Consider the following 25,322-nt stretch of genomic DNA (forward strand, 5'->3'; position numbering starts at 1 on the left):
GGAGGGGCACATGCCACCGCGACCCGCACCCACCGTCAGTCAGCGCCGGTTCGGCACCGAGCTACGGCGTCTGCGCGAAGCCGCCGGAATGACCGCGCCGCGCGCCGCCGAGTTGCTCGGCACGGACCGCACGTCCATCTCCAACATCGAGTCCGGCCGGTTCCCCGCCAGTGAGGAGCGGGTGCGGCGACTGGCGAGCATCTACGAGTGCGACGACGCCGAACTCATCGACGCGCTGGCCTCGATGACCGGCGGACGTCGGCGGGGGTGGTGGGACGAGTACCGGGGCAAGGTCCCGCCGGACTTTCTGGACGTTGCCGAACTCGAAGCGCATGCGGCGGAGTTGCGGACCCTGCAGACCGCTCATATTCCAGGGCTCTTCCAGACCGAGGAGCACGCCCGAGCCCTGTTCGACCTCTTTGTTCCCGCTCTGTCCCGCCTGGAGGTCGAACTGCGGATCGCCCACCGGCGATCCCGGAGCACCGTGATCGGGGACGACACCCGCATCCCGTACACCGGCCTCGTCCATGAGGCGGCCCTGCGCATGCGCGTCGGGGGCAGCCAGGTGGCGCGGGCACAGCTCGAACACCTCCTCGCGGAAAGCGAGCGCCCCAACGTAAGGCTGCTCGTGATCCCGCTCACCACCAGTGGGTTCCCCATGGCCGGTGACACATTGATGTACATCTCGGCCGCGAGTCCCCATCTGGACACGGTCCAGGTGGACTCGCCCATCGGCACCGTCTTCCTCGACTCCAGTACTCAACTGGCCAACTTCCGGCGACGGCTGGACTTGGTCGAACAGGTGGCGTTGAATCCGAAGCAGTCGAGGGACGCCATCCTCGACATCGCCAAGGATCTATGAAGGGAAGCGCCTTGTCCGAGATGCGGTGGCTCAAGTCGTCCTACTCGGAGGCTTCGGCGAACGCCTGCGTCGAGGTCGCCACCCCCACCTCTCACCTCATCGCCGTCCGCGACTCCAAGAACCCGGACCTGCCCCACACGACAGTGAGCCGCGCCGCCTGGGCCGCGTTCACCCTGGCCGTCGGCGGCGGCACGCTCACACGGTAGGGCGGGCCTCGGCTCCTTCAGTCGGTATCGGTGGCAGCCAGCACGGCGAGTCTGCGCCCGTCGGGGGTGAGCGCGGCGATCCCGTAGTCGCTCATCTCGTTGTGGAACCACTCGGTGTCGGCCTCGAACCGGTACCAGGTACAGGCGCGGGCCGCTGTCTCCACCTCGGCGGCGGTCGCGGTGGCGGCGGCGCCGGCCAGGGCGCGCAGGGACCACCATGCGGCGAGACGCCCGTACGCCCCGTGGGCCCCCCGGTGGTACATGCCGCCGCAGGAAGCGGTGGCGTAGAGGATCTGCCACACCTCACGGGCGGACGACGGCCCGACCTCGAACCGGGCCTGCTCGCCCAGCCCCGCCAGGCAGTCCATCGGCAACGCGGCGAGTGCGCCGGGCAGTTCCTCCGGCTCGATCCGCACCTCCAGCGCCTCGGGCCGGAACACGCCAGCCTCGCACGCTCCCCAGCCGCCCGACGTGGGTGGCCCGGCGATCGCCTCGAGGGGCGCCTCGGACGCGGACTCGACCAGGCGCAAGCCTGCGCCCGTTCGACGGGCGGCCGCGTCCACCGGGACCGGCGCCGCGAGCGAGGGGGAGCACACGGGGTGGGATCCACCGTTGTAGCTCCGGCTCGGGAACATGGACGCCCGGCTCTTCTCCTCGATCCGTTCGATGTCGCTGAGCCGGTCCGGCAGCCAGGCCAGCCCTTGCCAGGCAGGCACGAAGTACGGCCCGGCGGCGCGGCGCACCTCGTCCGGATCGGCGCCGCGCAGCAGCAGTTCCTGGAAGAGGCAGAACCGCAGCTCGTCGTTGCGGCGATCGCCGCCGCCCTCCGCGATCACGTACAGCGCGTCGTCGAGGGAGTGTGCCTCCGCGACCAAAGAGGCCAGCAGGCGTGGCTCGGCCCGCCGCACGCGGGGCGCCAGGAGCAGCAACCGATCGAGGAAATCCCGGCCGGGAGTCAGCGCCAGCACCCGCAGCGCCTGCGCGAGGCGCCGGTCAAGATCCTGTAGTCGCGCGTCGAGGGCGTCGCGCTGCCCGGCCAGTTCCCCGACGAGCGCGGCGACTCGCCCCGCGTCCCCGTCCCGGGCCCACGCCTCGATGTCTCCCTCTGCGATACCCATGCCGTTCCCTCCCTCGTCCCCGCGTCACAGCGCCGGGTCGGCACCAGGCCCACGACTCCATCACGAAGTAGGCTCGCGTCTGATCCAGGGGGGTGGCAGCGTGACGAAGGCCGAGGATGTTCAGGACGAACTGGGCCTGCTGATAGGCCAGTTGTCTCGTGAAGGGGGCGCCTTCGTGCGGTACGGCCGGCTGCCCGAGTCGGGCGGCCGCGCCACCTTGCTGTCCCGCATTGCCGTGGAGGTGCACGCCGTCGCCGTTGAGGCACACGACGTGTGGGCGCCTCAGGACAGTTACGTCCAGGCACCCGCATCCCTCGTCCAGGTCGAGGCGGGCCTGGTGGCGTACCCTCCGGACGAGGCCGCCGCACTGATGGTGAGGTTCGCGTCCGAGGACCTCCTGTGGAAGGTCCCGCTGATGGACGGCCCCCGGGCCCACTCCCTGACGTCACGCGTCGTGGAGGTTCTCGGCCCGGATGCCCGCTGGTGGTCGAATCACGACGACGTGGCGTCGGACTGCGTCACCGGATGCACCGTCGACGGGCTGGTCGCGGGCACCGACGGCACCCACTTCGCGGTACTCCTCCAGGCTTGCGTGGACTGAGGCGGGCGCACCCGCACAGCAGCGGCTCCGCGCCCGGCCAAAACGGCCAGGCGCACACCGCACACCGCACACCGCACCCCGCACACCGCACCCCGCACAGCAACCAAGACGGCCAGCCGCATACCGCACCCCTACGACACCACGTCCTTCCGCGCGAACCCGCGGAACGCCAGCGCGAACAGCACCACGGCGTACGCCACCGACACCGCCGTCCCCTGGATCATGCCGCTCCACTCGGGCTGTGCCTGGATCATGTCGGCCCAGGCGAACTGCCAGTGTGCGGGCAGGAAGTCGCGCCAGTGGCCGAGGGCGGTGACCGCGTCCAGGACGTTGCCCACGATGGTCAGGAAGACCGCGCCGCCGACCGCGCCCAGCGGGTTGTCGGTCTTCGTCGACAGCCAGAACGCGAGGCCCGCGGTGACCAGTTGGGACACGAAGATGTAGACGATGACGACGAGCAGCCGCTGCGCCGCCGTGCCCGCCGACAGGGCGCCGCCGGTCGGGATCTCCAGCGGACCCCAGCCGTACGCGACCGCGCCCACGCCGAGCGCGACGACCGGCAGCAGCACCATCGCGGCGAGGCTGAGCCCGAGCGCGACGGTCAGCTTGGACCACAGGAGGCGGGCGCGCGGCACGGGTGCGGCGAGCAGATAGCGCAGGCTCGACCAGTTCGCCTCGGAGGCGATCGTGTCGCCGCAGAACAGGGCGACGGGGATGACGAGCAGGAACCCGGCGGACACGAACAGGCAGGTCGCCGCGAAGTTCGCGCCCGACGCGGTGGCCGTGTCCATCAGCGTCACCCGGCCGCTGCGGCTGTCCGGCTGCCCACCGATGGCGAACGCTGCGACGAGCACGAACGGCAGCAGCGCCAGCACGGCCCCCATGACGAGGGTGCGCCGCCGCTTCACCTGCCGCATCAGCTCGACCCGCAGGGGCAGCGTCCGCCCCGGCCGGTATCCGTCGGCGTGCCCGGCGACAGGCGGGATGGGCGAGACGGGCACGGTCGTCCCGGTGCCGCTCATGCGGAACCTCCGATCAGCGTCAGGAACGCGTCCTCAAGGCGTCGGTGCGGGCCGAGCGACTTCACCGGCACGTCCATCCGGACCAGGTCGGTCAGCAGCGCGGCGGCGGGGTCGGTGCCGGACGGGGAAGGCGCGAGCCTGATCAGAAGGCCCTCCTCCGCGCGGGCCACCGACTCCACTCCCTCCAGTGCGGCCACCTTCTCCAGGAGCGGTTCGGAGACTTCTCCGGCCAGGCCGACGAGCACGGTGTCGCCGGAGCCGACGATGTCCGCGACCGGGCCCGCCTGCACGAGGCGGCCACGGTCCATCACGACGAGGTGTGTGCAGGACTGCTCGACCTCGGCCAGCAGGTGGCTGGAGACGATGACGGTGCGGCCGCCGCGCGCGTACCGGATCATCACCTCGCGCATCTCGCGGATCTGCGGCGGGTCGAGCCCGTTCGTCGGTTCATCCAGGATCAGCAGGTCCGGCAGGCCGAGCATGGCCTGCGCGATGGCGAGCCGCTGCCGCATGCCCTGCGAGTACGTGCGCACGGCGCGGGACAGGGCGTCGCCGAGGCCGGCGATCTCCAGCGCCTCTTCCAGGTGCGCGTCCCCGGCCGGGCGGCCGGTCGCCTGCCAGTACAGCTCCAGGTTCTCCCGCCCGGACAGGTGCGGCAGGAAGCCCGCGCCCTCGACGAAGGCGCCGACCCGGGACAGAACGGGGGCGCCCGGCCGGATCGCGTGACCGAAGACCCGGATCTCCCCCTCGTCGGGGCGGATGAGGCCCATGAGCATGCGCAGGGTGGTCGTCTTGCCCGCCCCGTTCGGCCCGAGCAGGCCGAGGATCTGGCCCTTTTCGACGCGGAAGGACACGTCGCGGACCGCGTACCGGTCCGTGGACTTTGCGTACCGCTTGCTCAAGTCGGTGATCTGAAGCGGGACTTCGGCCAGGCCGGGGTCCGGCGCGGGTGCCGTCGTCCGCCTGCGGGCCGTAAGGAGCAGCGCCGCCGCGACGACGACCGCGCCGATGGGCAGCCACCACACCCAGGAGGGCAGGGACGTGGCCGCGGTCTTGACGCCGGGCGCGGTCGGCAGGCTCAAGCCCCCGGTGACCGAGACCTTGTACGTCGCGGACTGGGCCGGGGACGCGTAGCCGAGGTCCGTCGCGGAGAGGACGAGCCGCAGCGTGTGGCCCTTCTGTACCTGGTGGTCGATGGCCGGCAGCGTGAACGTGACGTCCTTGCCCGCGCCGCCCGCCCCGGTCACCCGCACCGGCGTGACCAGCTGCGAGGGCAGTACCTGACGCGCCCCGCCCGGCCCGGCGTCGTAGACCTTCGCGAAGAGGACGGCGGTGCCGGTGGAGGACTTCACGTGGGCCGTGGCCGTCGGGGAGCCGGTGACGCGCACGGACTTGCGCAGCGGCGCCGAGTCGAACCGGGCGAACTGCCCCGGGAAGTCGAGCGAGAGCCCGGCGCCGATGGACGACGACAGCTGTGAGGCGCTGCCCAGGCCCGGGACCGAGGAGATCGACGGAGGGGAGCCGCCCGGCGGGTTCTGGAACGTCTCGGTGGCGGACTTCAGCGGCACCGACACCTGCTTCTCGCCGCGCAGCCCCGGGTACCTGTCGCCGCTCGCTCCGCGCACCGTGGCCGCGCCGTCCGTGGAGTCGACGCCGCCGGTGCGGGTGACGCGGAACGCGGGCCCGGTGTCGACGTCCTTGTCCTTCAGGTAGCGGTCGAACCACGAGGCCACCCGGCCGGTGGTGCGGTCCGTCTCCATGTCACCGCCGTCGTGCCCGCCCGCGATCCAGTCGACGTCGACGGGTGCGCCATTGGCCTTGATGTGCTTGGCGATCGCGTCGGACTGGCTGAGCGGGAACAGGGAGTCGGTCTGTCCCTGCGAGATGAGTGTGGGCACCTTGATGCGGTCGCCGACGGCGGACGGGCTGCGCTCTTCGAGCAGCTTGCGGGCCTGCGCGTCCGGCTTCCCGTTCACAGCGACCCGCTGGTACATGTCGCACAGCTCCGCCTCGAAGCGGCCGCAGTGCAGCCCGGCCTCGCTGGTGCGCGCGCCGATGTCCGCGGACCCTGTGGTGAAGAAGATCCCGGTCCACAGCTTCTTGAAGACGTCGTCCGGGAAGAGCGCGTCCGCCAGGTTCCAGTACGTGATCTGCGGGGCGATCGCGTCGACCCGCTTGTCGTAGCCGGCGGACAGCAGCGAGATCGCGCCGCCGTACGAGGCTCCGGTGACGCCCACGCGCGGGTCGCCCGCCTTGTCGAGCTGCACCTCGGGCCGCTTCGCGAGCCAGTCGATCAGCCGCGATACGTCGGCGACCTCGCCGTGCCGGTCGTTGAGCCCGATCTTCCCCGTGGAGCCGCCGAAGCCGCGCGCCGACCAGGTCAGCACCGCGAACCCGTGCCGGGCCAGCTTCTGCGCCTCGCCCCGCACATCGGCCTTGCTGCCGCCGAAGCCGTGCGCGAGCAGCACCGCGGGCCGCTTGTCGCGGCCGTCACCGGCGGTGAAGTACGAGGTGTCGATCCGGACGCCGCCGCCCATCGCCATCTTCCGGTCCTGCCGGTGCACGGCAGGACCGCTCTCGGCGGACGTGGCCGCGGCGACGGACCATGTCCCCGCCCCCGCGAGCACCACAAGAGCCGCCGCGACGGCGATCCACCGCCGCGGCTTCCCGCGTACCCGCTCGCGCCATGTGCGCCGTCCTAGATCCATGACATCAACCGTACGGGCCACCACCGACAGTCACCGCACCCCCCGGTCGGAACCGGGCGACCTCCTCCGGTAGTACGTGCGCCCGCCGCGTACCGCAGGCGTGGTACGACGCCTCTATGACCGACCCCGAGATCCGTCAGGAACTCCACCACGCGAACCATCACGAGATCCGTCACGAGATCCGTCACGAACTCCACCACGAGAGCCGTCAGGAGATCCGTCACGAGATCCGCCGCGCGCGCACCGTCGCCGAACTCGTCGCCGCGGGGCCGCTGTTCGACTCGCCGACCCGTCCGGAGGCGGCCCGCGACTTCCTGTCCACACCGGGTCACCATCTCTACCTCGCCTACGCCGACGACGCCGAAAGCCCCGTCGGTTTCATCAGCGGCGTCGAGACCGTCCACCCCGACAAGGGCCGCGAGATGTTCCTCTACGAACTGGCGGTGGCCGCGCCGTACCGGCGCCGCGGCATCGCCCGCGCCCTGATCCGGACGCTCGCGGAGCTGGCCGCCGAACTCGGCTGCTACGACATGTGGGTCGGGGTGGACACGGACAACGACGTGGCGCTCGCGGCGTACCGCAGCGCGGGCGGCACGGACGAAGGGCCGTGCGCGGTGATCACCTGGAACTTCACGTGAACGCGGATCCGCCGGGCGAGCAAGCGCTTTCCCTCTCGATCTTGCAAGCGCTCGCAGCAATCGTCAAGAGGGTGTGCAGCAAAGAGAGTTGAAGCGCTTTCTACCTTGTGAGAACCGTTGACGGCCCTGCGAGCGCATGCAAAGGTCCGACCTCGACACCGCCGTCGAGCCGCTTGTGGAGGCCCCCCGTGGGCAACGACGCCCCCTCCCGCCGCCCGCTGACCCGCCGCACCACCCTCACCGCCCTGCTGGCCACCGGTCTGGGCACCGCGCTCACCGCCTGCGGCGGGCCGTCCCGCTCCGTGGGCGCCGGTGGCACGGTCACCCTGCGCTACTTCTTCTGGGGCGACAGCGGACGGGCCGATCTGATCAACAAGTGCGTCACCGTCTTCGAACGCGACCATCCGAAGATCCGGGTCAAGACGAGCTTCGCCGCCTTCGACTCGTTCTGGCCGAAGCTGAGCACCGCCGCGGCCGGCGGCAACCCGCCCGACGTGATGCACATCGACTACGCCTGGATCCGCACGCTCGGCGAACACGGCGTCCTCGCCGACCTCGACGAGCACACGGGCCCCGGCAAGGAGATCGACGCCTCCACCCTCGTCCCCTCGCTGCGCACGGCGGGCCTGGTGGAGGACCGCCGGGTCGCGCTGCCGCTGTCCCACAACACCGTCTCGGTGCAGTACGACGCCAAGGTGTGGGCCGAGGCGGGGGCGCGGCCACCGACCGCGCGGATGGGCTGGGACGCGTTCATGGAGCAGTCCCTCAAGGTCACCCGCCACACCAGGCGCAAGCAGTTCGGCATGGACAACCCGGGCCAGAACTACATGGGCGTAGAGACGTGGATGCGCCAGCAGGGCCTGCAGATGTGGACCGAGAAGGGCGGACTCGGCTTCGGCCACGACGACATGCGCCGCTACTTCGGCCTGGTCGACGGCTGGCGCGCGGAGGGTGCGCTCGCGGGCCCCGACGTGGTCCTGGAGTCGCTGCCCGGATACCCCATCAGTACCCGTCGGGTCGCCTCCAACCTGGAGTGGGACAACCAGGTCGGCGGCCGCAGCGAGATGCGCGGCAGCAAGCTCTCCCTCGGCATCGTGCCCACCGACACCGGCCGCTCCGGCATCTACGCCAAGCCCGGGATGCTGCTGAGCGCCGCCGCGAAGAGCCCGTACATCAGTGAGGCCGCGCAGTTCATCAGCTTCATGATCAATGACCGGCGGGTGGCGAAGATCCTCGGCACCAACATCGGCATGCCGCCCACCACGAGCCAGGAGGGCGCCGCCGAGGTCACCGATCCGGCGGTGCGCCAGGTCCAGACGTACGAGAAACAGGTCGCGGCGACGATGGCGGCGACCCCGCCGTCGCCGGCCGACGGCGGCGCCTCGCTCAACGTCTATCTGCAGCGTGTCGCCGAGAAGCTCTTCTACGGCCGGGTCTCCGTGGACCACGCCGTGGACCTCTTCTTCGACCAGGCGAAGGTCGTCCTCGCCTGATCGTCCTCGCCCGACGGCCGGGGCCGCCCCCTCCCCCTCCTCAACGTACGGAGTCCTCATGGCCGCTACGTCCACGACGACCGACGCCGCGATACCCCGCGCCCGCCGCGGCGGCGCCCCCTCGACCACGCCCGCCAAGGGGCGCCGGCGCACCAACGACCGCGCGGCATACGTCTTCCTCACACCCTGGATGCTCGGCGCGGCCGTGCTGACGCTCGCGCCGATGCTGTTCTCGCTCTACATGTCGTTCACGGACTACAACCTGTTCGACGCACCGCGCTGGATCGGCCTCGCCAACTACAAACGCATCCTCTTCGACGACCCGGAGGTACGGGACACCGTCGGCGTGACCCTCCTCTACGTGGTCGTCGCGACGCCGCTCAAGCTGATCGCGGCGCTCGGCGTGGCCCTGCTCCTGCACACCCGGCGCAAGGGCCGCAATTTCTACCGCGCCGCCTTCTACATGCCGTCCCTGATCGGCGCGAGCGTCGGCGCGGCCATCGTGTGGCGGCTGCTGTTCTCCACCGGCAGTGTCGTCGACCGCTTCCTCGGCACGTTCGGGGTGCACACCGGCGGCTGGATCTCCAACCCCGACTGGTCGCTGATGTCGCTGGTCGCCCTGTCGGTGTGGCAGTTCGGCGCCCCGATGGTGATCTTCCTGGCGGCGCTGCAGCAGATCCCCCGCGATCTGTACGAGGCGGCGGAGATCGACGGTGCGGGCCCCTGGCGCCGGTTCGTCTCGGTGACCGTCCCCATGCTCTCCCCGGTGATCTTCTTCAACCTGGTCCTGGAGATGGTGCACGCCTTCCAGATGTTCAACTCCGCCTTCGTGCTCTCCAACGGCACGGGCGGCCCGGCCGGCTCCACCCACGTCTACTCGATGTACCTCTACGAACTCGGCTTCAACGACTTCCGGATGGGCTACGCGGCCGCCCTGACCTGGGTGCTGCTCCTGGTCGTCGGCGTGGTCACCGCCGTGCTGTTCAAGACGTCGGGCCGCTGGGTCCACTACGCGGGCGAGGAGAAGTAACCGTGGCGATGACAACCGCGACGACACCGGTGCCGACGGCGGCACCCCGCGCGCGATCCCGGTCCCTGGCCTGGCACGTGGGCGCGCTGGCCCTCCTCCTCGTACTCCTCTATCCGGTGGTGTGGGTGTTCACCGCCGCCGTGAAGCCCGCGGACGAAATCCTGGCCAGCTTCAACCTGCTCCCGAGTGACGTCACTTGGAGCGGATTCAGTACGGCTCTGGACGGCATCGCCGAGGTACCGGCCTGGCGCTTCTTCGGCAACTCCCTGGTCCTGGCGCTCGGTTCGGTGATCGGCAACGTCCTGTCCTGCTCGATCGCCGCGTACGCCTTCGCCCGGCTGCGGTTCCGCGGGCGCGGCCCGATGTTCGTCGTGATGATCGGCACGATCCTGCTGCCGACACACCTGCTGCTCATCCCGCAGTACACGATGTTCCAGCAGGCGGGCCTGGTCGACACGTATGTCCCGCTGCTGCTGGGCAAGTTCCTCGCCACGGACGCGTTCTTCGTGTTCCTGATGGTGCAGTTCGTACGGAACCTGCCGCGCAGCCTGGACGAGGCGGCACTCATCGACGGCTGCGGCCACTTCCGCATCTTCGGGCACATCGTGCTGCCGCTGCTGCGCCCCGCGCTGATCACCACGGCGATCTTCACGTTCATCTGGTCCTGGAACGACTTCTTCGCACCGCTCATCTACCTCCAGTCACCGGAGAAGTACCCGTTGCCGCTGGCGTTGCGGCTGTTCGTCGACTCGACCAGCAGCCAGGACTACGGGGCGATGCTCGGCATGTCGGTCCTCTCCCTCCTCCCGGTGATCATCTTCTTCGTGGCGTTCCAGCGACTGCTGATCGAAGGTGCGGCGACGTCGGGGGTGAAGGGATGACGCCGAACTCCTCTGCCGTGTCCTCCCGTCGGCGCGACACCCCGTACGGCGAACGCTTCACCCTCTTCGCCGAGGTGCTGTGGATCGGGCTGCTCGTGACGGCCGGTTCGCTGCTCGTGGTGACGTGGCCGGCGGCGATGGCGGCGGGCTGTGCGGAGGTGCGGCGGTGCGTGCCGGACGGGCCGTCCACCGGTACGGCCCGTCGCTTCGCGGCGTCGTGGAGGGCAGCGCTGCCCGGCGGCTCCCTGGTCGGGGTGGTGGGGCTGTTGGTTCTGGGGTTCCTCGGGGCGGATGTGCGGCTGGCCGCTGTCGCGGGGGACGTGCCGTTCTTCGGGGGGCTCGTGGTGGTGGTCGCGGGGGTCGCCGGGGCGGTGGTCGTTCGGCAGGTACGGGTTGCCGCCCGATGGTCTGCCACGGGGGGCTGGTCCCGTCCCGGCCGGGACCCGGCCGGTTCGGCGATGCTCGGTGGCGCCGTGCTCGTATCGGCCGTTTGCGTATGGCAGTTGGTGTTGCTCGCCCCGCTGGTGGCGGGTGCCCTTGCCCTGGCAGCGGTAGCGGTGGACCGGCGCCCCGCTCACCCCCAGGGGCTCCGCCCCGGCCCCCGCTCCTCAAACGCCGGAGAGGCTGGAGATGCAAACGCCGCAGGGGCGGGCTATGGGAACGACGGAGGGGCTGGAGATGCAAACGCCGCAGGGGCGGGCTATGTGAACGCCGGAGGGGAACAGCCCCCCAGGGGCGCGGGGAACTGCGCGATCAGCGACGACGGCGCGGCACCCGCCGACGAAGCCCCCAGCCGCTACGGCGCGAAGGCGACCACATGAGGGGCGCACCCACCGGCGCCGGGCACAACCCGCGCCGAGGCGGAGCCACCGGCGCCGAGAATGCCCGGCGAACCGGCGGAGCCGTAGGTGCCGAGGACGTAGCCGCGCAGGCAGGCGTGTCCCCGTCGACCGTCAGCCGCTGCTTCGCCTCGCCGCACCAAGTGCGTCCGGAGACCCGCGCCCGGGTCCTCGCCGCGGCGGAGCGGCTCGGGTACCGGCCCAGCCGGATCGCCCGTTCCCTCGCCCTGGGGCGGACCGGCACCCTCGGGCTGATCGTGCCCGACATCGCCAACCCGTTCTTCGCCGTGATCGCCAAGGCGGTCCAGGCCCGCGCCCGCCGCAGGGATTACGCGGTCTTCCTCGCCGACACGGACGAACACCCGGACGACGAATACGAGTTGGCGCTCACCCTGGCCCGCCAGGTCGACGGGCTGCTCCTGGTCGCCCCGCGAATGGACGGCGACCGGCTCGGCGAGATCGTCCGGCAGGTGCCGAGCGTCGCCGTGAACCGGAGCGTGCCCGGCGTACCGTCCGTCGTCGCCCCCAGCGAGGACGGCCTGCGCCAGGCCGTGGCCCATCTGCACGCGCTCGGCCACCGCCACCTGGCCCTCGTCCTCGGCGCCCGCAACTCCTGGTCCAGCGAGCGGCGCGGCCACGCCGTCCGCCGCGCCGCCGAGCAACTGGCCGTCAAAGTAACCGAGTTCGGGCCGCACGAACCCAAGTTCCACACCGGCGCCCAGGTCGCCGACCTCGCCCTGGCCACCGGCGCGACCGCGATCGTCGCGCACAACGACCTGATGGCCCTCGGCATCCTGGCCCGCCTCGCGGAGCGCGGCGTGCGCGTCCCCGACGACGTCAGCGTGGTCGGCGCCGACGACACCCTGCTCGCCACCACGGCCAGCCCCGCCCTCACCTCGGTCCGCATCCCCCTCGACACGCTCGGCGAACGGGCCGTCGAGCTGATGCTGCACCTCCTCGACCACCCCGAAAGCCCGCCCCGAGAAACCGTCCTGACCAGCGAACTGATCGTCCGCCGCTCCACCGGCCCCGCCCCCGCACCCGCCCCGCGTAAGGAAGCCTGACATGACGTCGCCCGCCACTCCCGCCAAGCGCGCCGCGATCATCGGCACCGGCCACCGCGCCCAGATGTACACCAAGGCCCTGGGCGCCCGCGCCCACTACGACATCGCCCTCCTCGCGGACCCGAGCCCCAGCCGGATCGCCCACCACAACCGGCTCCTGACCTCCCTCGGCAAGCCGCAGGCGACCGCCTGCGCCCCCGCCGACTTCGCGCAGGCGCTGCGCCGGCACCGTATCGACGAGGTCGTGGTCACCACCGTCGACGCGACCCACCACACGTACATCAACACGGCGTTGGAGGCAGGCTGCCGGGTGGTGACCGAGAAGCCCCTCACCACGGACGCCGCGAAGTGCCGCTCGATCCTCGACACCGTCGAGCGCACCGGCGGCGAACTCTCCGTCGGCTTCAACTACCGCTACAACCCGGCCCACGAGAAGATCTGGCAGCTGCTGCACGACGGTGCGATCGGCGAGATCCGTTCCGTCCACTTCGAGTGGCTGCTCGACGTGCGGCACGGCGCCGACTACTTCCGCCGCTGGCACCGCGAGAAGCAGCACAGCGGCGGCCTGCTCGTGCACAAGTCGGGCCACCACTTCGACCTCGTCAACTGGTGGCTGGGCGCGGCCCCTTCACGGGTCCACGCGGAGGGCGGCCTCGTCTTCTACGGCCGCGACAACGGCGAACGCACGGGTCTGCGCCGCGACTACGTCCGCGCCCACGGTTCGGCTCAGGCCGCTGACGACCCGTACGCCATCCAACTCGCCGACGACCCGAACCTCACCTCCCTCTACCTCGACGCGGAGGCGGCGGGCGACCCGTACATCCGCGACCGCAACGTCTTCGGCGACGCCATCGACATCGAGGACGACCTGTCCCTCCTCGTCCGCTACGACTCCGGCGCGACGATGACGTACCACCTCACCGCGTACTCCCCCTGGGAGGGCTACCGCGTCATGTTCAACGGCACGGCGGGCCGCCTGGAACTGGAGGTCGAGGAGAACACCTGGCAGCCCCCGCGCGTCGCCTCCGGCGCCGAGGGGGCCCACGGCGGGGTCGTCATGGACCGCCCCGGCCGTACGTCGATCCTGCTGCGGCCGTTGTGGGAGGCGCCGCGGGAGATCTCGTACGAGAGCGCCGCCGGGTCGCACGGCGGGGGCGACCTGCGCATGCTGAAGGAGTTGTTCGGGCCGCTCGGTGACGGTTCCGACACGAGTGCTGTGCCGGCTGCCGGGAAGGGGGCGACGGCGCGGGACGGGGCGCTGGCCCTGGCCGTCGGGGTCGCGGGCAACGAGTCACTGGCCACGGGGAACCCGGTGGAGACGGCAACGCTTTTCTGACCGCCTCCCCCTCACCGCCGGGGGCGGGAGAGGTCCTTGTGCGTCCACAGCGTGCACGAGCGGCGGCTCGTCAGTGACCGGGACGGAGGGTGCAATATCGCTGCCCTGCACGCGGACCGCGTCGAGGGAGTGCAGCTCTGCCTGGCGAACCGGCTGCTCGACCGGGCGCGCGGGCACCTGTACACCCAACGGCCCTTATCTGTTGTGGAGTTGATGGCGGCAGTCGATGACGCACTGCTCATCGCCGCATGCCGCCCGATCAGGCGTCCTCGTCCTCCGGTACCGAGATCAGCCAGCGCGTGGCGGGGCGCGGGCGCAGGTACAGCGCCCAGTAGAGCGTCGCCGCCAGCACGATGCCGCCCGTCCACAGCAGGTACGACACCTCCTGCCGGCTGAGGATGTAGGCCATGACAGCGATCAGGATCACCGGGATCGCCGGCCACAGCGGCATCCTCCAGGCCGGCCGGTCGCGGTGTGCGCCGCGGCGGGAGAGGAGTGCCGCCACCGCGACGAGCAGGTACATGCCGGTGACGGAGACGCCCGTCACGCCGTACAGGGTGTCGAGGTTGACGAAGCAGAGCGCCGCGCCGGGCACGCCCACGACCAGCGTGGCGACCCACGGGGAGCCGAACCGGCCGAGCCTCGACAGGCCCCGGTTGACCGGCCCTGGCCAGGCCTTGTCGCGGGCCGAGGCGAACAGGACGCGGGAGTTCTGGATGACCATGACGATGCCCGCGTTGATGATCGCGAGGGCGACGCAGAGGGAGACGAACGTGCCGACCGCCGAGTTCGACCAGGCCTCGACCATGGCGCCGATGTCCCCCGAGGTGAGTGCCGTGAGGTCCGGCGCTCCCATCGTGATCGCCACGACCGGGACGAGGATGATCACCGTCGAGATGGCGAGCGTGGCGAGGACGGTACGGGAGACGGACGTGCGGGGGTTCTCCAACTCCTCGGAGAGGTAGACGGCCGTCGAGAAGCCCTGCGTCACGAAGAGGGCGATCGCCAGGCCGGACACCACCAGCATCGCCGTCACCGTGTCCGTGTGGCCGGTGGGGCCCGCCACCTCCATGGAGACCAGCGAGCCCGCGCCGCGCTCCGCGTGCGTGAAGCCGAGGACGGCGACGACGGCCGCCGCGATGACCTCCAGGACGAGGAAGACGCCGGTGATCCACGCGTTGGCGCGCAGGTCGAGCAGGCCTGCGAGGGTCGCGAGCAGCATCACCCCGGCGCCCGCGATCGCCGGGTCGAGGTGCACGAGGGGGGCGAGGTAGTCGGCCGTGCCCATCGCGATGACCGGCGGCACGATCACCACGACGAGGAGGGACAGGACGAAGACCAGCCAGCCGGCGAGGCGTCCCGCGAGCGTGGAGACCATGGCGTACTCGCCGCCCGCGCTGGGGATGAGCGTGCCCAGCTCCGAGTAGCAGAACGCCACGCCGATACAGAGCAGCGAGCCGATCGCGATGGTGAGGGCGGTGGCCGTGCCGAGGCTGCCAAACAGGTCGGGCACGACGACGAAGAGCGTGGAGGCGGGCGTCACGCACGAGAGCGTGAGCAGGGTGCCGCCGACGACGCCGATGGAACGCTTGAGCTTCTGGGGCGGTGCCGTGTTCGGCAAGGGCTCCACCACCGGGGGGACGGCGGTGGTGGGGCGAAGCGTGTCGGTCATGGAGCGGTTCCGATCGACTGTCGACTGGTGCGGCGGGTGACTCGGGCGGGAGCGCTATCGCCTCCGAAGGGCTGTGGTGATGGACGTACGTCCGCTCCCGGCGGCGTCATCGAACCCCGCCGATATCCGGAACGTCAACGGCCGTTTCCCTGCGGATTCCGCACCCGTCACCCGCCTCAACTACTCGGGCTTCCTTAGTTGTTCGCAAAGTTGGCCGAGTTCTGCCTCATGGATGCGCAAATTGACCTTGTTATCCAAGGTGATCCGCCAGCGCTTCCTGCGACGCCCGATACATCCCCTACGTACGGGAACCGCAGCCGGAGCGTTGAACTTCACCGGAATTTGTCCGCAGTCCGGACACCTGCGCTCCTCGCGACGCGCAAAAAATGCCCCGGGCCGCCTGGAACGGCGGGCCGGGGCGTTCGTGCGCGTACGGACTCAGTGGTTGCGCGGGAAGCCCAGGTCGACGCCTGCCGGGGCGTCGGACGGGTCGGGCCAGCGGGTGGTGACGACCTTGCCGCGGGTGTAGAAGTGCGTGCCGTCGTTGCCGTAGATGTGGTGGTCGCCGAAGAGACTGTCCTTCCAGCCGCCGAAGGAGTGGTAGCCGACGGGGACCGGGATCGGGACGTTGACGCCGACCATGCCGGCCTCGACCTCCAGCTGGAAGCGGCGGGCCGCGCCGCCGTCCCGGGTGAAGATCGCGGTGCCGTTGCCGAACGGCGAGTTGTTGATGAGGGTCAGGCCCTCCTCGTACGTGTCGACGCGCAGGACGCACAGGACCGGGCCGAAGATCTCGTCCTGGTAGGCCGCGGCCGACGTCGGTACGTTGTCGAGCAGCGAGAGGCCGATCCAGTGGCCGTTCTCGTGGCCCTCGACCGTGTAGCCGGTGCCGTCGAGGACGACGTCGCAGCCGTCGGCCGCCGCGCCCTCGACGTAGGACGCCACCTTGTCGCGGTGGACGGCCGTGATGAGCGGGCCCATCTCGGACGCCGGGTCGTTGCCCGGGCCGATCTTGATCCGCTCGGCGCGCTCCTTGATCTTCGCGACGAGTTCGTCGCCGACCGACCCCACGGCCACCACCGCGGAGATGGCCATGCAGCGCTCGCCCGCCGAGCCGTACGCCGCCGACACCGCCGCGTCCGCGGCCGCGTCCAGGTCGGCGTCGGGGAGCACCAGCATGTGGTTCTTGGCGCCGCCGAGCGCCTGGACGCGCTTGCCGTTGGCGGAGGCCGTGGTGTGGATGTGGCGGGCGATCGGGGTCGAGCCGACGAAGGAGATCGCCGCGATGTCCGGGTGCTCCAGGAGGCGGTCGACGGCCACCTTGTCGCCGTGGACGACGTTGAACACGCCGTCGGGCAGGCCCGCCTCGGAGAGCAGCTCCGCGATCTTGAGCGACGCCGACGGGTCCTTCTCCGACGGCTTCAGGATGAACGTGTTGCCGCATGCGATGGCGATCGGGAACATCCACATCGGCACCATCGCCGGGAAGTTGAACGGCGTGATGCCCGCGACGACGCCGACCGGCTGGCGGATCGACGACACGTCCACCCGGCTCGCGACCTGCGTCGACAGCTCGCCCTTCAGCTGCACGTTGATGCCGCAGGCCAGATCGACGATCTCCAGGCCGCGGGCGACCTCGCCCAGCGCGTCGGAGTGCACCTTGCCGTGCTCCGCGGTGATCAGCTCGGCGATCGCGTCCCGGTTGGCGTCGAGCAGCGCGCGGAACCGGAAGAGGATCTCCGTGCGCTTGGCCAGGGACGACGTGCCCCAGCTCGCGTACGCCTCCTCGGCGGCGGCGACGGCCGCGTCCACCTCCTCGACGCTCGCGAAGTCGACGTGCGTGGTGACGGCGCCGGTCGCCGGGTCGGTCACCGGGCCGTGGTTGCCCGAGACGCCCTCGACGGTCTTGCCGCCGATCCAGTGGTGGACCAACTTCGTGTCAGACATGCGGGCAACTCCTGTTGTTACGTCTGCTGTTTGCGCTGCTTCTGCTTCTGCTTCTGCTTCTGGTTGTGCTTCTGCTCGTTCAGAGGTGACGGCGTCGGGTCGTGGCGTGCCGGTCGTACTCCTCGCGGGCCTTCACCGCCGACGGCCGGTCCGCCGTCTCCGCCACGGGCACATCCCACCACGCCTGTGCCGGGGGCGGGCCCGACACTGTGTCTGCCGTTTCTGTCTCCACATAGACACATGTGGGGCGGGTCGCCGCGCGCGCCACGGCGAGCGCCTCGCGCAGTTCCTTCACCGTCTTCGCGCGATGTACGTCCATGCCGAGACTGGCCGCGTTCGCCGCGAGATCGACGGGGAGCGGCTGCCCGGTGTACGCCCCTTCGGCGACCGGAGCGCGGTAGCGGTACTGGGTGCCGAAGCCCTCGGCGCCGACGGACGCGGAGAGACCGCCGATGGACGCGTAGCCGTGGTTCTGGAGAATCACCAGCTTGACGGGGATCTCCTCCTGCACGGCCGTCACCAGTTCCGTCGGCATCATCAGATACGTGCCGTCGCCGACCAGCGCCCACACGGGCCGGCCGGGCGCGGCGAGCGCGACGCCGAGCGACGCCGGGATCTCGTAGCCCATGCAGGAGTAGCCGTACTCGACGTGGTACTGGTCGCGCGAACGGGTCCGCCAGAGCTTGTGCAGATCGCCGGGGAGCGAACCCGCCGCGTTGATGAGGATGTCGTCCTCCGTCACCAACTCGTCGAGGGCGCCCAGGACTTGGGCCTGCGTCGGACGCACCAGGTCGTCGGATACGGCGTAGCAGGCGTCGACGCGGTGCTCCCAGCGCTCCTTGTCCTCGGTGTACTCGGTGACGTACGCCGGCTCCGTCCGGTGACCCCGCACCGCCTCGGCGAGCGCGGTCAGGCCTTCCCTCGCGTCGGCCACCAGCGGCAGCGCGGCCAGCTTGTGCGCGTCGAACGCGGCGATGTTGAGGTTCAGGAAACGGACGCCGGGGTGCGCGAAGAGAGTGCCGGACGCCGTCGTGAAGTCCGTGTAGCGGGTGCCGACACCGATCACCAGGTCGGCCGTCCGGGCCAGCTCGTTCGCGGTCGCCGTACCTGTGTGACCGATGCCGCCGACGTCCGCCGGGTGGTCGTGGCGCAGGGAACCCTTGCCCGCCTGAGTGGACGCGACAGGGATGCGGGTCGCGTCCGCGAAGGCCCTCAGGGCTTCCTCCGCGCCGCTGTGGTGGACACCGCCGCCCGCGACGATCAGGGGGCGGTCGGAATTCATCAACGCCGCTGCCGCCGCTGCCAGTTCACCGGTGTCGGGGCCGGGGCGACGGATCGTCCAGGTGCGCTCGGCGAAGAAGTCGTCCGGCCAGTCGAAGCCTTCCGCCTGCACGTCCTGCGGCAGCGCGAGCGTCACCGCTCCCGTCTCCACCGGGTCGGCGAGCACCCGCATCGCCTGCAGCGCCGCGGGGATCAGCTGCTCGGGGCGCGTGATCCGGTCGAAGTACCTCGACACCGGCCGCAGACAATCGTTGACCGACACGTCGCCGGCGTACGGGACCTCCAGTTGCTGCAGCACCGGGTCGGCGGGGCGAGCCGCGAACACGTCGCCGGGGAGCAGCAGCACGGGCAGGTGGTTGATCGTGGCGAGGGCGGCGCCCGTGACCAGATTGGTCGCCCCCGGGCCGATGGAGGTGGTGACGGCGTGCGCGGACAGGCGGTCGCTCTGACGCGCGTACCCGACCGCCGCGTGCACCATCGCCTGCTCGTTACGTCCCTGGTGGAACGGCATCTCGTCGCCGTACTGGACCAACGCCTGGCCCAGGCCCGCCACGTTGCCGTGACCGAAGATGCCCCAGGTCGCGCCGATGAGACGGTGGCGGACGCCGTCGCGCTCCGTGTACTGGCTCACCAGGAAGCGGATCAGGGCCTGCGCCGTGGTGAGCCGGGTCGTCGTCTGTGGTGTCGGCTGTGGCGGTGGTGTCGGCTGCGGTGTCGGCGGTGGTGTCATCGGTATCCCTCCGTCGCGTGGTCGGGGTGGAAGCAGATCCTCCACTGCCGCTCCTGCCCCGGGCCCGCCATCACGTTCAGGTAATACATGGCATGCCCCGGCTGGGCGATCGACGGGCCGTGCCAGCCGTCCGGGACGAGGACCGCGTCGCCCGTGCGGACCTCCGCGAGGAGGTCCGTGCCGCCGGGGCGGGAGGGGGAGACCCGCTGGTATCCGTAGCCGGGAGCGGCCGTGGCCGGGTCGGGCTCGATCTCGAAGTAGTAGATCTCCTCCAGGCGCGTCTCGATGCCCGGGCGGTCCTCGTCGTGCTTGTGCGGCGGGTACGAGGACCAGTTGCCGCCCGGGGTGATCACTTCGACCGCGATGAGCTGATCGCAGGCGAAGGTGTCGGCGGCGGCGAAGTTGCGGACCCGGCGGGCGCTGATGCCGTTGCCCCGGGCCTCCACCGGTACCTCCGGCGCGGGACCGTAACGGACGGGGAGCTGTCGCCCGCACTTCGCTCCTGCCAGGGCGAAGCGGCCTCCCGCGCCGGAGGCGATCTCTGCGCGGGTGTCGCGCGGGACGTACGCGAAGTCGCTCGCCGCGCTGAACACGCTTGCTCTTCCCCGGAGTTCAAGGGTCGTCCCTGCCACGTCCACCGAGCAGCCGCCTGCCAGGGGCAGCACGATCCATTCACACTCGCCCGTGTCGAACGCGTGCCGCTCGCCCGGCGCCAGTTCTACGATCCGCAGGGCCGCGCGGGACCAGCCGGTCAGGCCGGTTCTGTCCGGGTCGACGTGCAGCGCGTAAGGGGCGTCCGCCGCGGTGCCGTTGGGGAGATGGGTCATCCCTTTGCTTCCCTTTCGTGCCGAGTGCCGGTGCTTAGTGGCTGGGGTTACAGCAGGCCCACCGCTGTGTCCACCGCCTGTGCCACGTCCCCGTCCGCCGGGTACAGCAGCGAGCGTCCCACCACCAGACCCTGCACGGTGGGCAGCTCCAGCGCCGCCCGCCATTTCTCGTACGCGGCGTCCTGGTCGCCGTCCTTGACGTCGCCGCCGAGCAGCACGGCGGGCAGCGTGGACGTCTCCATGACGCGGGCCATCGCGTCGGGGTCGTCCGTGACGGGGAGTTTCAGCCAGGTGTAGGCGGAGGTGCCGCCCAGTCCGGAGGCGATCGCGATGGACCGGACTACCGCTTCCGGGCTCAAGTCGTTGCGCAGCAGGCCGGATTCGGGGTCCCGGCGGGACAGGAACGGTTCGACGAAGACGGGCAGGCGGTGGGCCGCCATGGCGTCCACGGCGCGGGCCGCGGCCTCCAGGGTGCGTACGGAGCCCTCGCCCGGGTCGTCGTAGTCGATCCGCAGCAGCAGCTTTCCGGCGTCGAACCCGAGGCGGTGTATGTCGCCCGGCGCGTACCCGGTGAACCGGTCGTCGAGTTCGAAGGAGGCGCCTGCCAGACCGCCGCGGTTCATGGAGCCGATGACGATCTTGCCGTTCAGGGCGCCCAGGAGGAGCAGGTCGTCCAGTACGTCGGCGGAGGCGAGGACGCCGTCCACGCCGGGGCGGGAGAGCGCGAGGCAGAGCCGGGCCAGCAGGTCGGCGCGGTCCGCCATGGCGAACTGCCGGTCCCCCGCGGCCAGCGCGCCGCGGGCCGGGTGGTCGGCGGCGACGATCATCAGGCGGGCGCCGGGGGCGGGCAGCAGCGGCCGCCGCTCTCGCCCGGCGGCGGCCTCGGCGACAGCTTCGGGGCGCTCCGCGCGGAGCCGTGCCAGCACGCGGAGATCGGGTACCGGGGTCGCCGACGGCCGCGTCGTGGGGGCGGGGCCGCGCCGGCGTGCCTCCTCGGCCGGATCGGTCTCCACGCCCGATTGCGCCATGGGCGGGTCGTCCGGCGCTGAGTTCCCGCGGTGTCCTGCGGGGGCACCCCGACACGTCCCCTCCCGTGCGCTTGCGGCCTCGGGTGCGTGGGACGACTCACCGAACGGCTGCGACGCCGGGGGCCTCTGCATGTGCCTGTACCTATCGTCCCGGGTTTCCGCCGGTGCGCCGTTGCGGTCGGGGAGGACCTCGCCTGCGGCCAGCGCCGCTTCGACTTCCTCCGGCACCGGCATCGCCGAGGAACACTCGAGCCTCGACGCCACGATCGCCCCGGCCGCGTTGGCGAACCGCATGACCCGGGCCAACTCCCAGCCGGCCAGCAGCCCATGACACAGCGCCCCGCCGAACGCGTCGCCCGCCCCGAGCCCGTTGAGAACCTCCACGGGGAGCGGGGGCACCTCGGCCGTCTCCCCCTCCGACGTCATCGCCAGCACCCCGCGCGGGCCCTGCTTGACGACCGCCAGCCGCAACCCGAACGAGAGCAACTTGCGTGCCGCGGCGACCGGTTCACGCTCCCCCGTCGCGATCTCTACCTCGTCGATGTTGCCGACGGCCACCGTCGCGTGGCGCAGCGCCTCGGCGTAGTACGGACGGGCCGACTCCGGGTTCTCCCAGAACATGGGGCGCCAGTCGAGGTCGAAGACGGTGTCCCCGGACGCCCCCGCCCGGTGCGCGAGCGCGCCCAGCGTCGCCGACCGGCTGGGCTCGGCGCACAGCCCCGTGCCGGTCATCCAGAAGAGACGGGCGGAACGGATCGCGTCGAGGTCGAGCTCGTCGGCGGCGATCTCCAGATCCGGCGCCTTGGGCTGCCGGTAGAAGTACAGCGGGAAGTCGTCCGGCGGGAAGATCTCGCAGAAGGTGACAGGGGTCGGAAGGCCGTCCACCGGGGTCACCCAGTGGCCGTCGACACCGAACCGGCTCAACTGGTCGCGGATGTACTCGCCGAACGGGTCTCGCCCCGTTCGGCTGATCGTGGCCACGCGCAGACCCAGGCGGGCCGCGGCCACGGCCACGTTCGTCGAGGAACCACCGAGGAACTTGCCGAAGGCGGATACGTCCGCGAGCTTCCTGCCCGCCTGCAACGGATACAGGTCCACCCCGATCCGGCCCATCGTGATCAGGTCGAACTGACTGCGGGCCATACGGGGTTCCCTTCGACGACGACGTTCGGCGGGACGCGGCGGGTGGGCCTGCTGCCAGATCTAGTCCTGTTCCCACTCGCCTGTCAACATTTTGTCCTGACATTCGGACCATGCCTTGACACTGTTCTCCGGGGCCCTTGAGGCTGGTCCCATGACGACCCGGACATCACGGTCAGCACGCATCCGCATCGGCTCGGCACCCGACTCCTGGGGCGTCTGGTTCCCCGATGATCCGCGCCAAGTCCCCTGGCGGCGTTTCCTCGACGAGGTCGCCGAGTCCGGATACGAGTGGATCGAGCTGGGCCCGTACGGCTATCTGCCGACCGATCCGCGCGTACTCGCCGAGGAGACCGGGCGGCGGGGACTGCAGGTCTCCGCGGGGACCGTGTTCACCGGGCTGCACCACGGACCCGCCGTCTGGGAGCGCACCTGGGACCACGTCGCGTCGATCGCCGCCCTGACCCGTGACATGGGCGCCCGTCATCTGGTGGTCATCCCGTCGTTCTGGCGCGACGACAAGACCGGCGAGGTCATCGAGGGGTCCACGCTCAGCGCCGAGCAGTGGGGGCATCTGGCGGCCGGGACCGAGCGGCTCGCTCGCGAGGTGGGTGAGCGGTACGGGCTGCGGGTCGTCGTCCATCCGCACGCCGACACCCATATCGACACCGAGGAGAACGTCGCCCGCTTCCTGGACGCCACCGACCCGGATCTCGTCTCACTGTGCCTGGACACCGGGCACTACGCGTACTGCGGCGGCGACAGCGTCAAGCTGATCGAGACGTACGGCGAGCGCATCGGCTATCTGCATCTCAAGCAGGTGGACCCGGCGGTGCTGGCCGGGGTGCGGGAGAGCGGTACGCCCTTCGGGCCCGCCGTGGCCCAGGGCGTGATGTGCGAACCGCCGCGTGGTGTACCGGAGTTGGAGCCCGTGCTCGCCGCCGCCGCGCGGCTCGACGTCGATCTGTTCGCCATCGTCGAGCAGGACATGTACCCGTGCGAACCGGAACGGCCGCTGCCGATCGCCCGCCGCACCCGGGGCTACCTCAGGTCGTGCGGCGTCTAGCAGCACCGGTAGCGGTACCCGTCCTCCATTGGCTGTTGCGTGATCGCCGCATGACTGGGGCTTCCGTAGCGTTCTGTCCGTTCGCGCGCCACTCCATGCGCCGACAACCCGCCCCGTTTGCAACACTCACGTCACAAACGCCCCTTTCTTGTCACGCATGTCCGGCATACGCGGGTTCTCGGTCACAGAGGTCCCACAGCCCCTCGCTTCCTCTCGGTGCGCATCGTTCTCCGGGCACAGGGTGAGTGATCGCCGGCGGCCACCCCCGAGCCGCCGTCGCGACACCCGCCAGTGAGGAGCCACTCATGACCGACCGCAGGCTCTGGTCGTACAAAGAGATCGCCGCACACATCCGGGTACAGCCCGACACCGTCCGCTCGTACCGCAAGCACGGTCTGCTGCCGCCGCCGGATCACGTGGAGCGCGGCAGGCCCTACTGGTTCGCCGACACGGTCCGCAAGTGGGTCGCCTCCCGCCCCCGGAACAGGGGCCTGACGAGAGAGTGAGCGACGGCTCACCGGGGGCGCCCCCTCTCACCCTCGGGGCGCCCTGGGCCCTTTCCGACGGAACGCCGGAAAGGGCCGCGTCACCAGGTCTCGGCGCCCTGCCTCGGCCCCTGTGGCAGCGCCGGCTCTCCGTCGGCCGCGCGCAGCTTCAGGCCGATCAGCGGGAAGACCAGCACGGACACCATCGCGGCCCCGACGAGCGCCGCCGCCTCGTCGGTGGGCAGCACCCCGTCGGCCACGCCGATCGTGGTGATCGCGACGACGAGCGGCAGCGCGGTCGATGCGAAGAGCGTCAGCGCGCGCCGGTCGCGTACGCCCAGATCGCGCGGTGCGAGCGCGTACACGGGCACCCCGCGCACCAGCAGGAACAGCGCCAGGAAAACCGGCAGCAGCACCAGCGCCCGGCCGCCGTCGAGCAGCGCCTTCAGGTCGAACTCGATCCCGGTGACGACGAAGAAGATCGGCACCAGGAACCCGAACCCCATCGCCTCCACCTTCGCCACGACTTCGTGCGCGCTGTCGGGCGCGGCTCCGTGCAGCACGAGCCGGACAATCATCCCCGCGGCGAACGCGCCGAGCAGCACGTCCACGCCCAGCGCCTGCGACGCGCCCAGCATGAGCGCGAGCAGCAGCACGACGAGCCGCACCGCGAACTGGCCGCTGCTGTGCAGCGTCTTGGCGATGATCCGGGCGAACCACGGCGGGCGCGGCCGCATCGCCCAGCACACGGCGCCCGCGGTGATCACCGCGAAGACGCCGAGCACCGCGGCCGACTGGGCGGGCGAGCGCCCGCTGAGCAGCAGCGCCATCGCGATGATCGGCCCGAACTCGCCCACCGCGCCGATCGCCAGCAGCACGGAGCCGAACCGCGAGTGCAGATCCCCCGCGTCGCGCAGCACCGGGAGGACGGTGCCGAGGGCGGTACTGGTGAGGGCCGTCCCGATGTAGACCCCTTTCGTGTACGACCATCCGCTGAGCGCGCACGCGAGCGCGAGGCCGACGGCGAGCGAGATCAGCCAGGCCCGTACGGACCGTTTGAGGGTGTCGCCGCGGATCTTGTCGAACTCGATCTCGTATCCGGCGAGAAAGATCAGCATCGAGAGTCCCAGCTGGGAGAGCGCGTCGACGACCTCGCCCGGCCGCGCCCAGCCGAGCGCGTCGGGTCCGACGGCGATGCCCAGCAGGATTTCGAAGATGACGAGCGGCACCGGAAGCCAACGCCCCGCCCCATAGGCGAGGAGCGGTGCCAGGACCGCGATGGTCATGATGAGGATGAGCGTTCCGGACTGCGACATAGCGGGTGCTTACCATAAACTTCCGGCAAATC

21 protein-coding genes and 1 pseudogene are annotated in these 25,322 nt (G+C 70.9%); 12 read left to right on the forward strand and 10 right to left on the reverse strand.

Annotated features, from left to right (window positions below; all coding sequences use genetic code 11):
- The first annotated feature begins 10 nt into the window (after window positions 1-10).
- Together ACIREE_RS32190 and ACIREE_RS32195 are read left to right on the forward strand one after the other, a co-directional pair.
- Window positions 11-862 carry a helix-turn-helix domain-containing protein gene (locus ACIREE_RS32190; protein ID WP_404160045.1) on the forward strand — a complete coding sequence of 284 codons (852 nt, stop codon included), beginning with the start codon at window positions 11-13 and terminating at the stop codon, window positions 860-862.
- Window positions 863-882: 20 nt separating this feature from the next.
- A complete protein-coding gene (locus ACIREE_RS32195; protein ID WP_404160331.1) occupies window positions 883-1,068 on the forward strand; it encodes a DUF397 domain-containing protein in 186 nt (61 codons plus the stop codon).
- Window positions 1,069-1,085: 17 nt separating this feature from the next.
- On the opposite strand, the gene ACIREE_RS32200 is transcribed toward ACIREE_RS32195, so the two are convergent.
- Window positions 1,086-2,186 carry a DUF6183 family protein gene (locus ACIREE_RS32200; RefSeq protein WP_404160048.1) on the reverse strand — a complete coding sequence of 367 codons (1,101 nt, stop codon included), beginning with the start codon at window positions 2,184-2,186 and terminating at the stop codon, window positions 1,086-1,088.
- Window positions 2,187-2,286: 100 nt separating this feature from the next.
- Here ACIREE_RS32200 and ACIREE_RS32205 point away from each other — a divergent pair, with 100 nt between their 5' ends.
- On the forward strand, window positions 2,287-2,787 hold the full coding sequence (locus tag ACIREE_RS32205) for a hypothetical protein (RefSeq protein WP_404160051.1): 501 nt from the start codon (window positions 2,287-2,289) through the stop codon (window positions 2,785-2,787).
- Between the two features lie 131 nt (window positions 2,788-2,918).
- Here ACIREE_RS32205 and ACIREE_RS32210 read toward each other — a convergent pair whose 3' ends face one another.
- Window positions 2,919-3,809: an ABC transporter permease gene (locus ACIREE_RS32210; protein ID WP_404160054.1), complete on the reverse strand. Its 891-nt coding sequence runs from the start codon at window positions 3,807-3,809 to the stop codon at window positions 2,919-2,921.
- Window positions 3,806-6,517, reverse strand: a complete 2,712-nt coding sequence (locus ACIREE_RS32215; protein WP_404160057.1) for an alpha/beta fold hydrolase — start codon at window positions 6,515-6,517, stop codon at window positions 3,806-3,808. The genes ACIREE_RS32210 and ACIREE_RS32215 overlap by 4 nt, the downstream gene beginning before the upstream one ends.
- A gap of 116 nt (window positions 6,518-6,633) precedes the next feature.
- On the opposite strand from ACIREE_RS32215, the gene ACIREE_RS32220 reads away from it, so the two are divergent.
- The 7 genes from ACIREE_RS32220 (at window position 6,634) to ACIREE_RS32250 (ending at window position 13,798) form a co-directional block, all read left to right on the forward strand.
- Entirely contained in the window at window positions 6,634-7,155 is a 522-nt protein-coding gene (locus tag ACIREE_RS32220) for a GNAT family N-acetyltransferase (protein WP_404160059.1), read from the forward strand.
- Window positions 7,156-7,343: 188 nt separating this feature from the next.
- Window positions 7,344-8,648, forward strand: a complete 1,305-nt coding sequence (locus tag ACIREE_RS32225; RefSeq protein WP_404160062.1) for an ABC transporter substrate-binding protein — start codon at window positions 7,344-7,346, stop codon at window positions 8,646-8,648.
- A gap of 58 nt (window positions 8,649-8,706) precedes the next feature.
- Window positions 8,707-9,678, forward strand: coding sequence for a carbohydrate ABC transporter permease (locus ACIREE_RS32230; RefSeq protein WP_404160065.1), 972 nt, complete (start codon window positions 8,707-8,709; stop codon window positions 9,676-9,678).
- Between the two features lie 8 nt (window positions 9,679-9,686).
- Window positions 9,687-10,559, forward strand: coding sequence for a carbohydrate ABC transporter permease (locus ACIREE_RS32235; protein ID WP_404160334.1), 873 nt, complete (start codon window positions 9,687-9,689; stop codon window positions 10,557-10,559).
- Window positions 10,556-11,380 carry a hypothetical protein gene (locus ACIREE_RS32240; protein WP_404160068.1) on the forward strand — a complete coding sequence of 275 codons (825 nt, stop codon included), beginning with the start codon at window positions 10,556-10,558 and terminating at the stop codon, window positions 11,378-11,380. The genes ACIREE_RS32235 and ACIREE_RS32240 overlap by 4 nt, the downstream gene beginning before the upstream one ends.
- Window positions 11,377-12,462 (forward strand): LacI family DNA-binding transcriptional regulator, encoded by a 1,086-nt coding sequence (locus tag ACIREE_RS32245; protein ID WP_404160070.1) that lies wholly within the window; start codon window positions 11,377-11,379, stop codon window positions 12,460-12,462. Before ACIREE_RS32240 ends, ACIREE_RS32245 begins: the two co-directional genes overlap by 4 nt.
- Before the next feature lies 1 nt (window position 12,463).
- Window positions 12,464-13,798, forward strand: a complete 1,335-nt coding sequence (locus tag ACIREE_RS32250) for a Gfo/Idh/MocA family protein (protein WP_404160073.1) — start codon at window positions 12,464-12,466, stop codon at window positions 13,796-13,798.
- 259 nt (window positions 13,799-14,057) lie between these two features.
- Here ACIREE_RS32250 and ACIREE_RS32255 read toward each other — a convergent pair whose 3' ends face one another.
- From ACIREE_RS32255 to iolC, 6 genes and pseudogenes are all read right to left on the reverse strand, one after another.
- Window positions 14,058-15,470, reverse strand: a complete 1,413-nt coding sequence (locus ACIREE_RS32255) for an APC family permease (RefSeq protein WP_404160076.1) — start codon at window positions 15,468-15,470, stop codon at window positions 14,058-14,060.
- Between the two features lie 438 nt (window positions 15,471-15,908).
- A complete protein-coding gene (gene mmsA, locus ACIREE_RS32260; protein ID WP_404160078.1) occupies window positions 15,909-17,417 on the reverse strand; it encodes a CoA-acylating methylmalonate-semialdehyde dehydrogenase in 1,509 nt (502 codons plus the stop codon).
- Between the two features lie 79 nt (window positions 17,418-17,496).
- Entirely contained in the window at window positions 17,497-19,428 is a 1,932-nt protein-coding gene (gene iolD / locus ACIREE_RS32265) for a 3D-(3,5/4)-trihydroxycyclohexane-1,2-dione acylhydrolase (decyclizing) (RefSeq protein ID WP_404160081.1), read from the reverse strand.
- Window positions 19,425-20,255 (reverse strand): 5-deoxy-glucuronate isomerase, encoded by an 831-nt coding sequence (iolB, locus tag ACIREE_RS32270; protein WP_404160084.1) that lies wholly within the window; start codon window positions 20,253-20,255, stop codon window positions 19,425-19,427. Before iolB ends, iolD begins: the two co-directional genes overlap by 4 nt.
- A gap of 47 nt (window positions 20,256-20,302) precedes the next feature.
- A complete protein-coding gene (locus ACIREE_RS32275; protein WP_404160337.1) occupies window positions 20,303-21,415 on the reverse strand; it encodes a deoxyribose-phosphate aldolase in 1,113 nt (370 codons plus the stop codon).
- A gap of 51 nt (window positions 21,416-21,466) precedes the next feature.
- Window positions 21,467-22,426 (reverse strand): annotated as a pseudogene (gene iolC, locus ACIREE_RS32280) (5-dehydro-2-deoxygluconokinase); the annotation flags it as partial.
- Between the two features lie 151 nt (window positions 22,427-22,577).
- Here iolC and ACIREE_RS32285 point away from each other — a divergent pair.
- Together ACIREE_RS32285 and ACIREE_RS32290 are read left to right on the forward strand one after the other, a co-directional pair.
- Window positions 22,578-23,489, forward strand: coding sequence for a sugar phosphate isomerase/epimerase family protein (locus tag ACIREE_RS32285; RefSeq protein ID WP_404160086.1), 912 nt, complete (start codon window positions 22,578-22,580; stop codon window positions 23,487-23,489).
- Between the two features lie 305 nt (window positions 23,490-23,794).
- Window positions 23,795-23,995, forward strand: coding sequence for a helix-turn-helix transcriptional regulator (locus ACIREE_RS32290; protein ID WP_404160089.1), 201 nt, complete (start codon window positions 23,795-23,797; stop codon window positions 23,993-23,995).
- An 80-nt stretch (window positions 23,996-24,075) separates the two neighbouring features.
- Here ACIREE_RS32290 and ACIREE_RS32295 read toward each other — a convergent pair whose 3' ends face one another.
- Window positions 24,076-25,290 (reverse strand): cation:proton antiporter, encoded by a 1,215-nt coding sequence (locus tag ACIREE_RS32295; protein ID WP_404160092.1) that lies wholly within the window; start codon window positions 25,288-25,290, stop codon window positions 24,076-24,078.
- Window positions 25,291-25,322: the final 32 nt, after the last annotated feature.

Origin of the sequence: Streptomyces sp. NPDC102467 (genome assembly GCF_044765445.1) — a bacterium.
Taxonomy (GTDB): Bacteria; Actinomycetota; Actinomycetes; order Streptomycetales; family Streptomycetaceae; genus Streptomyces.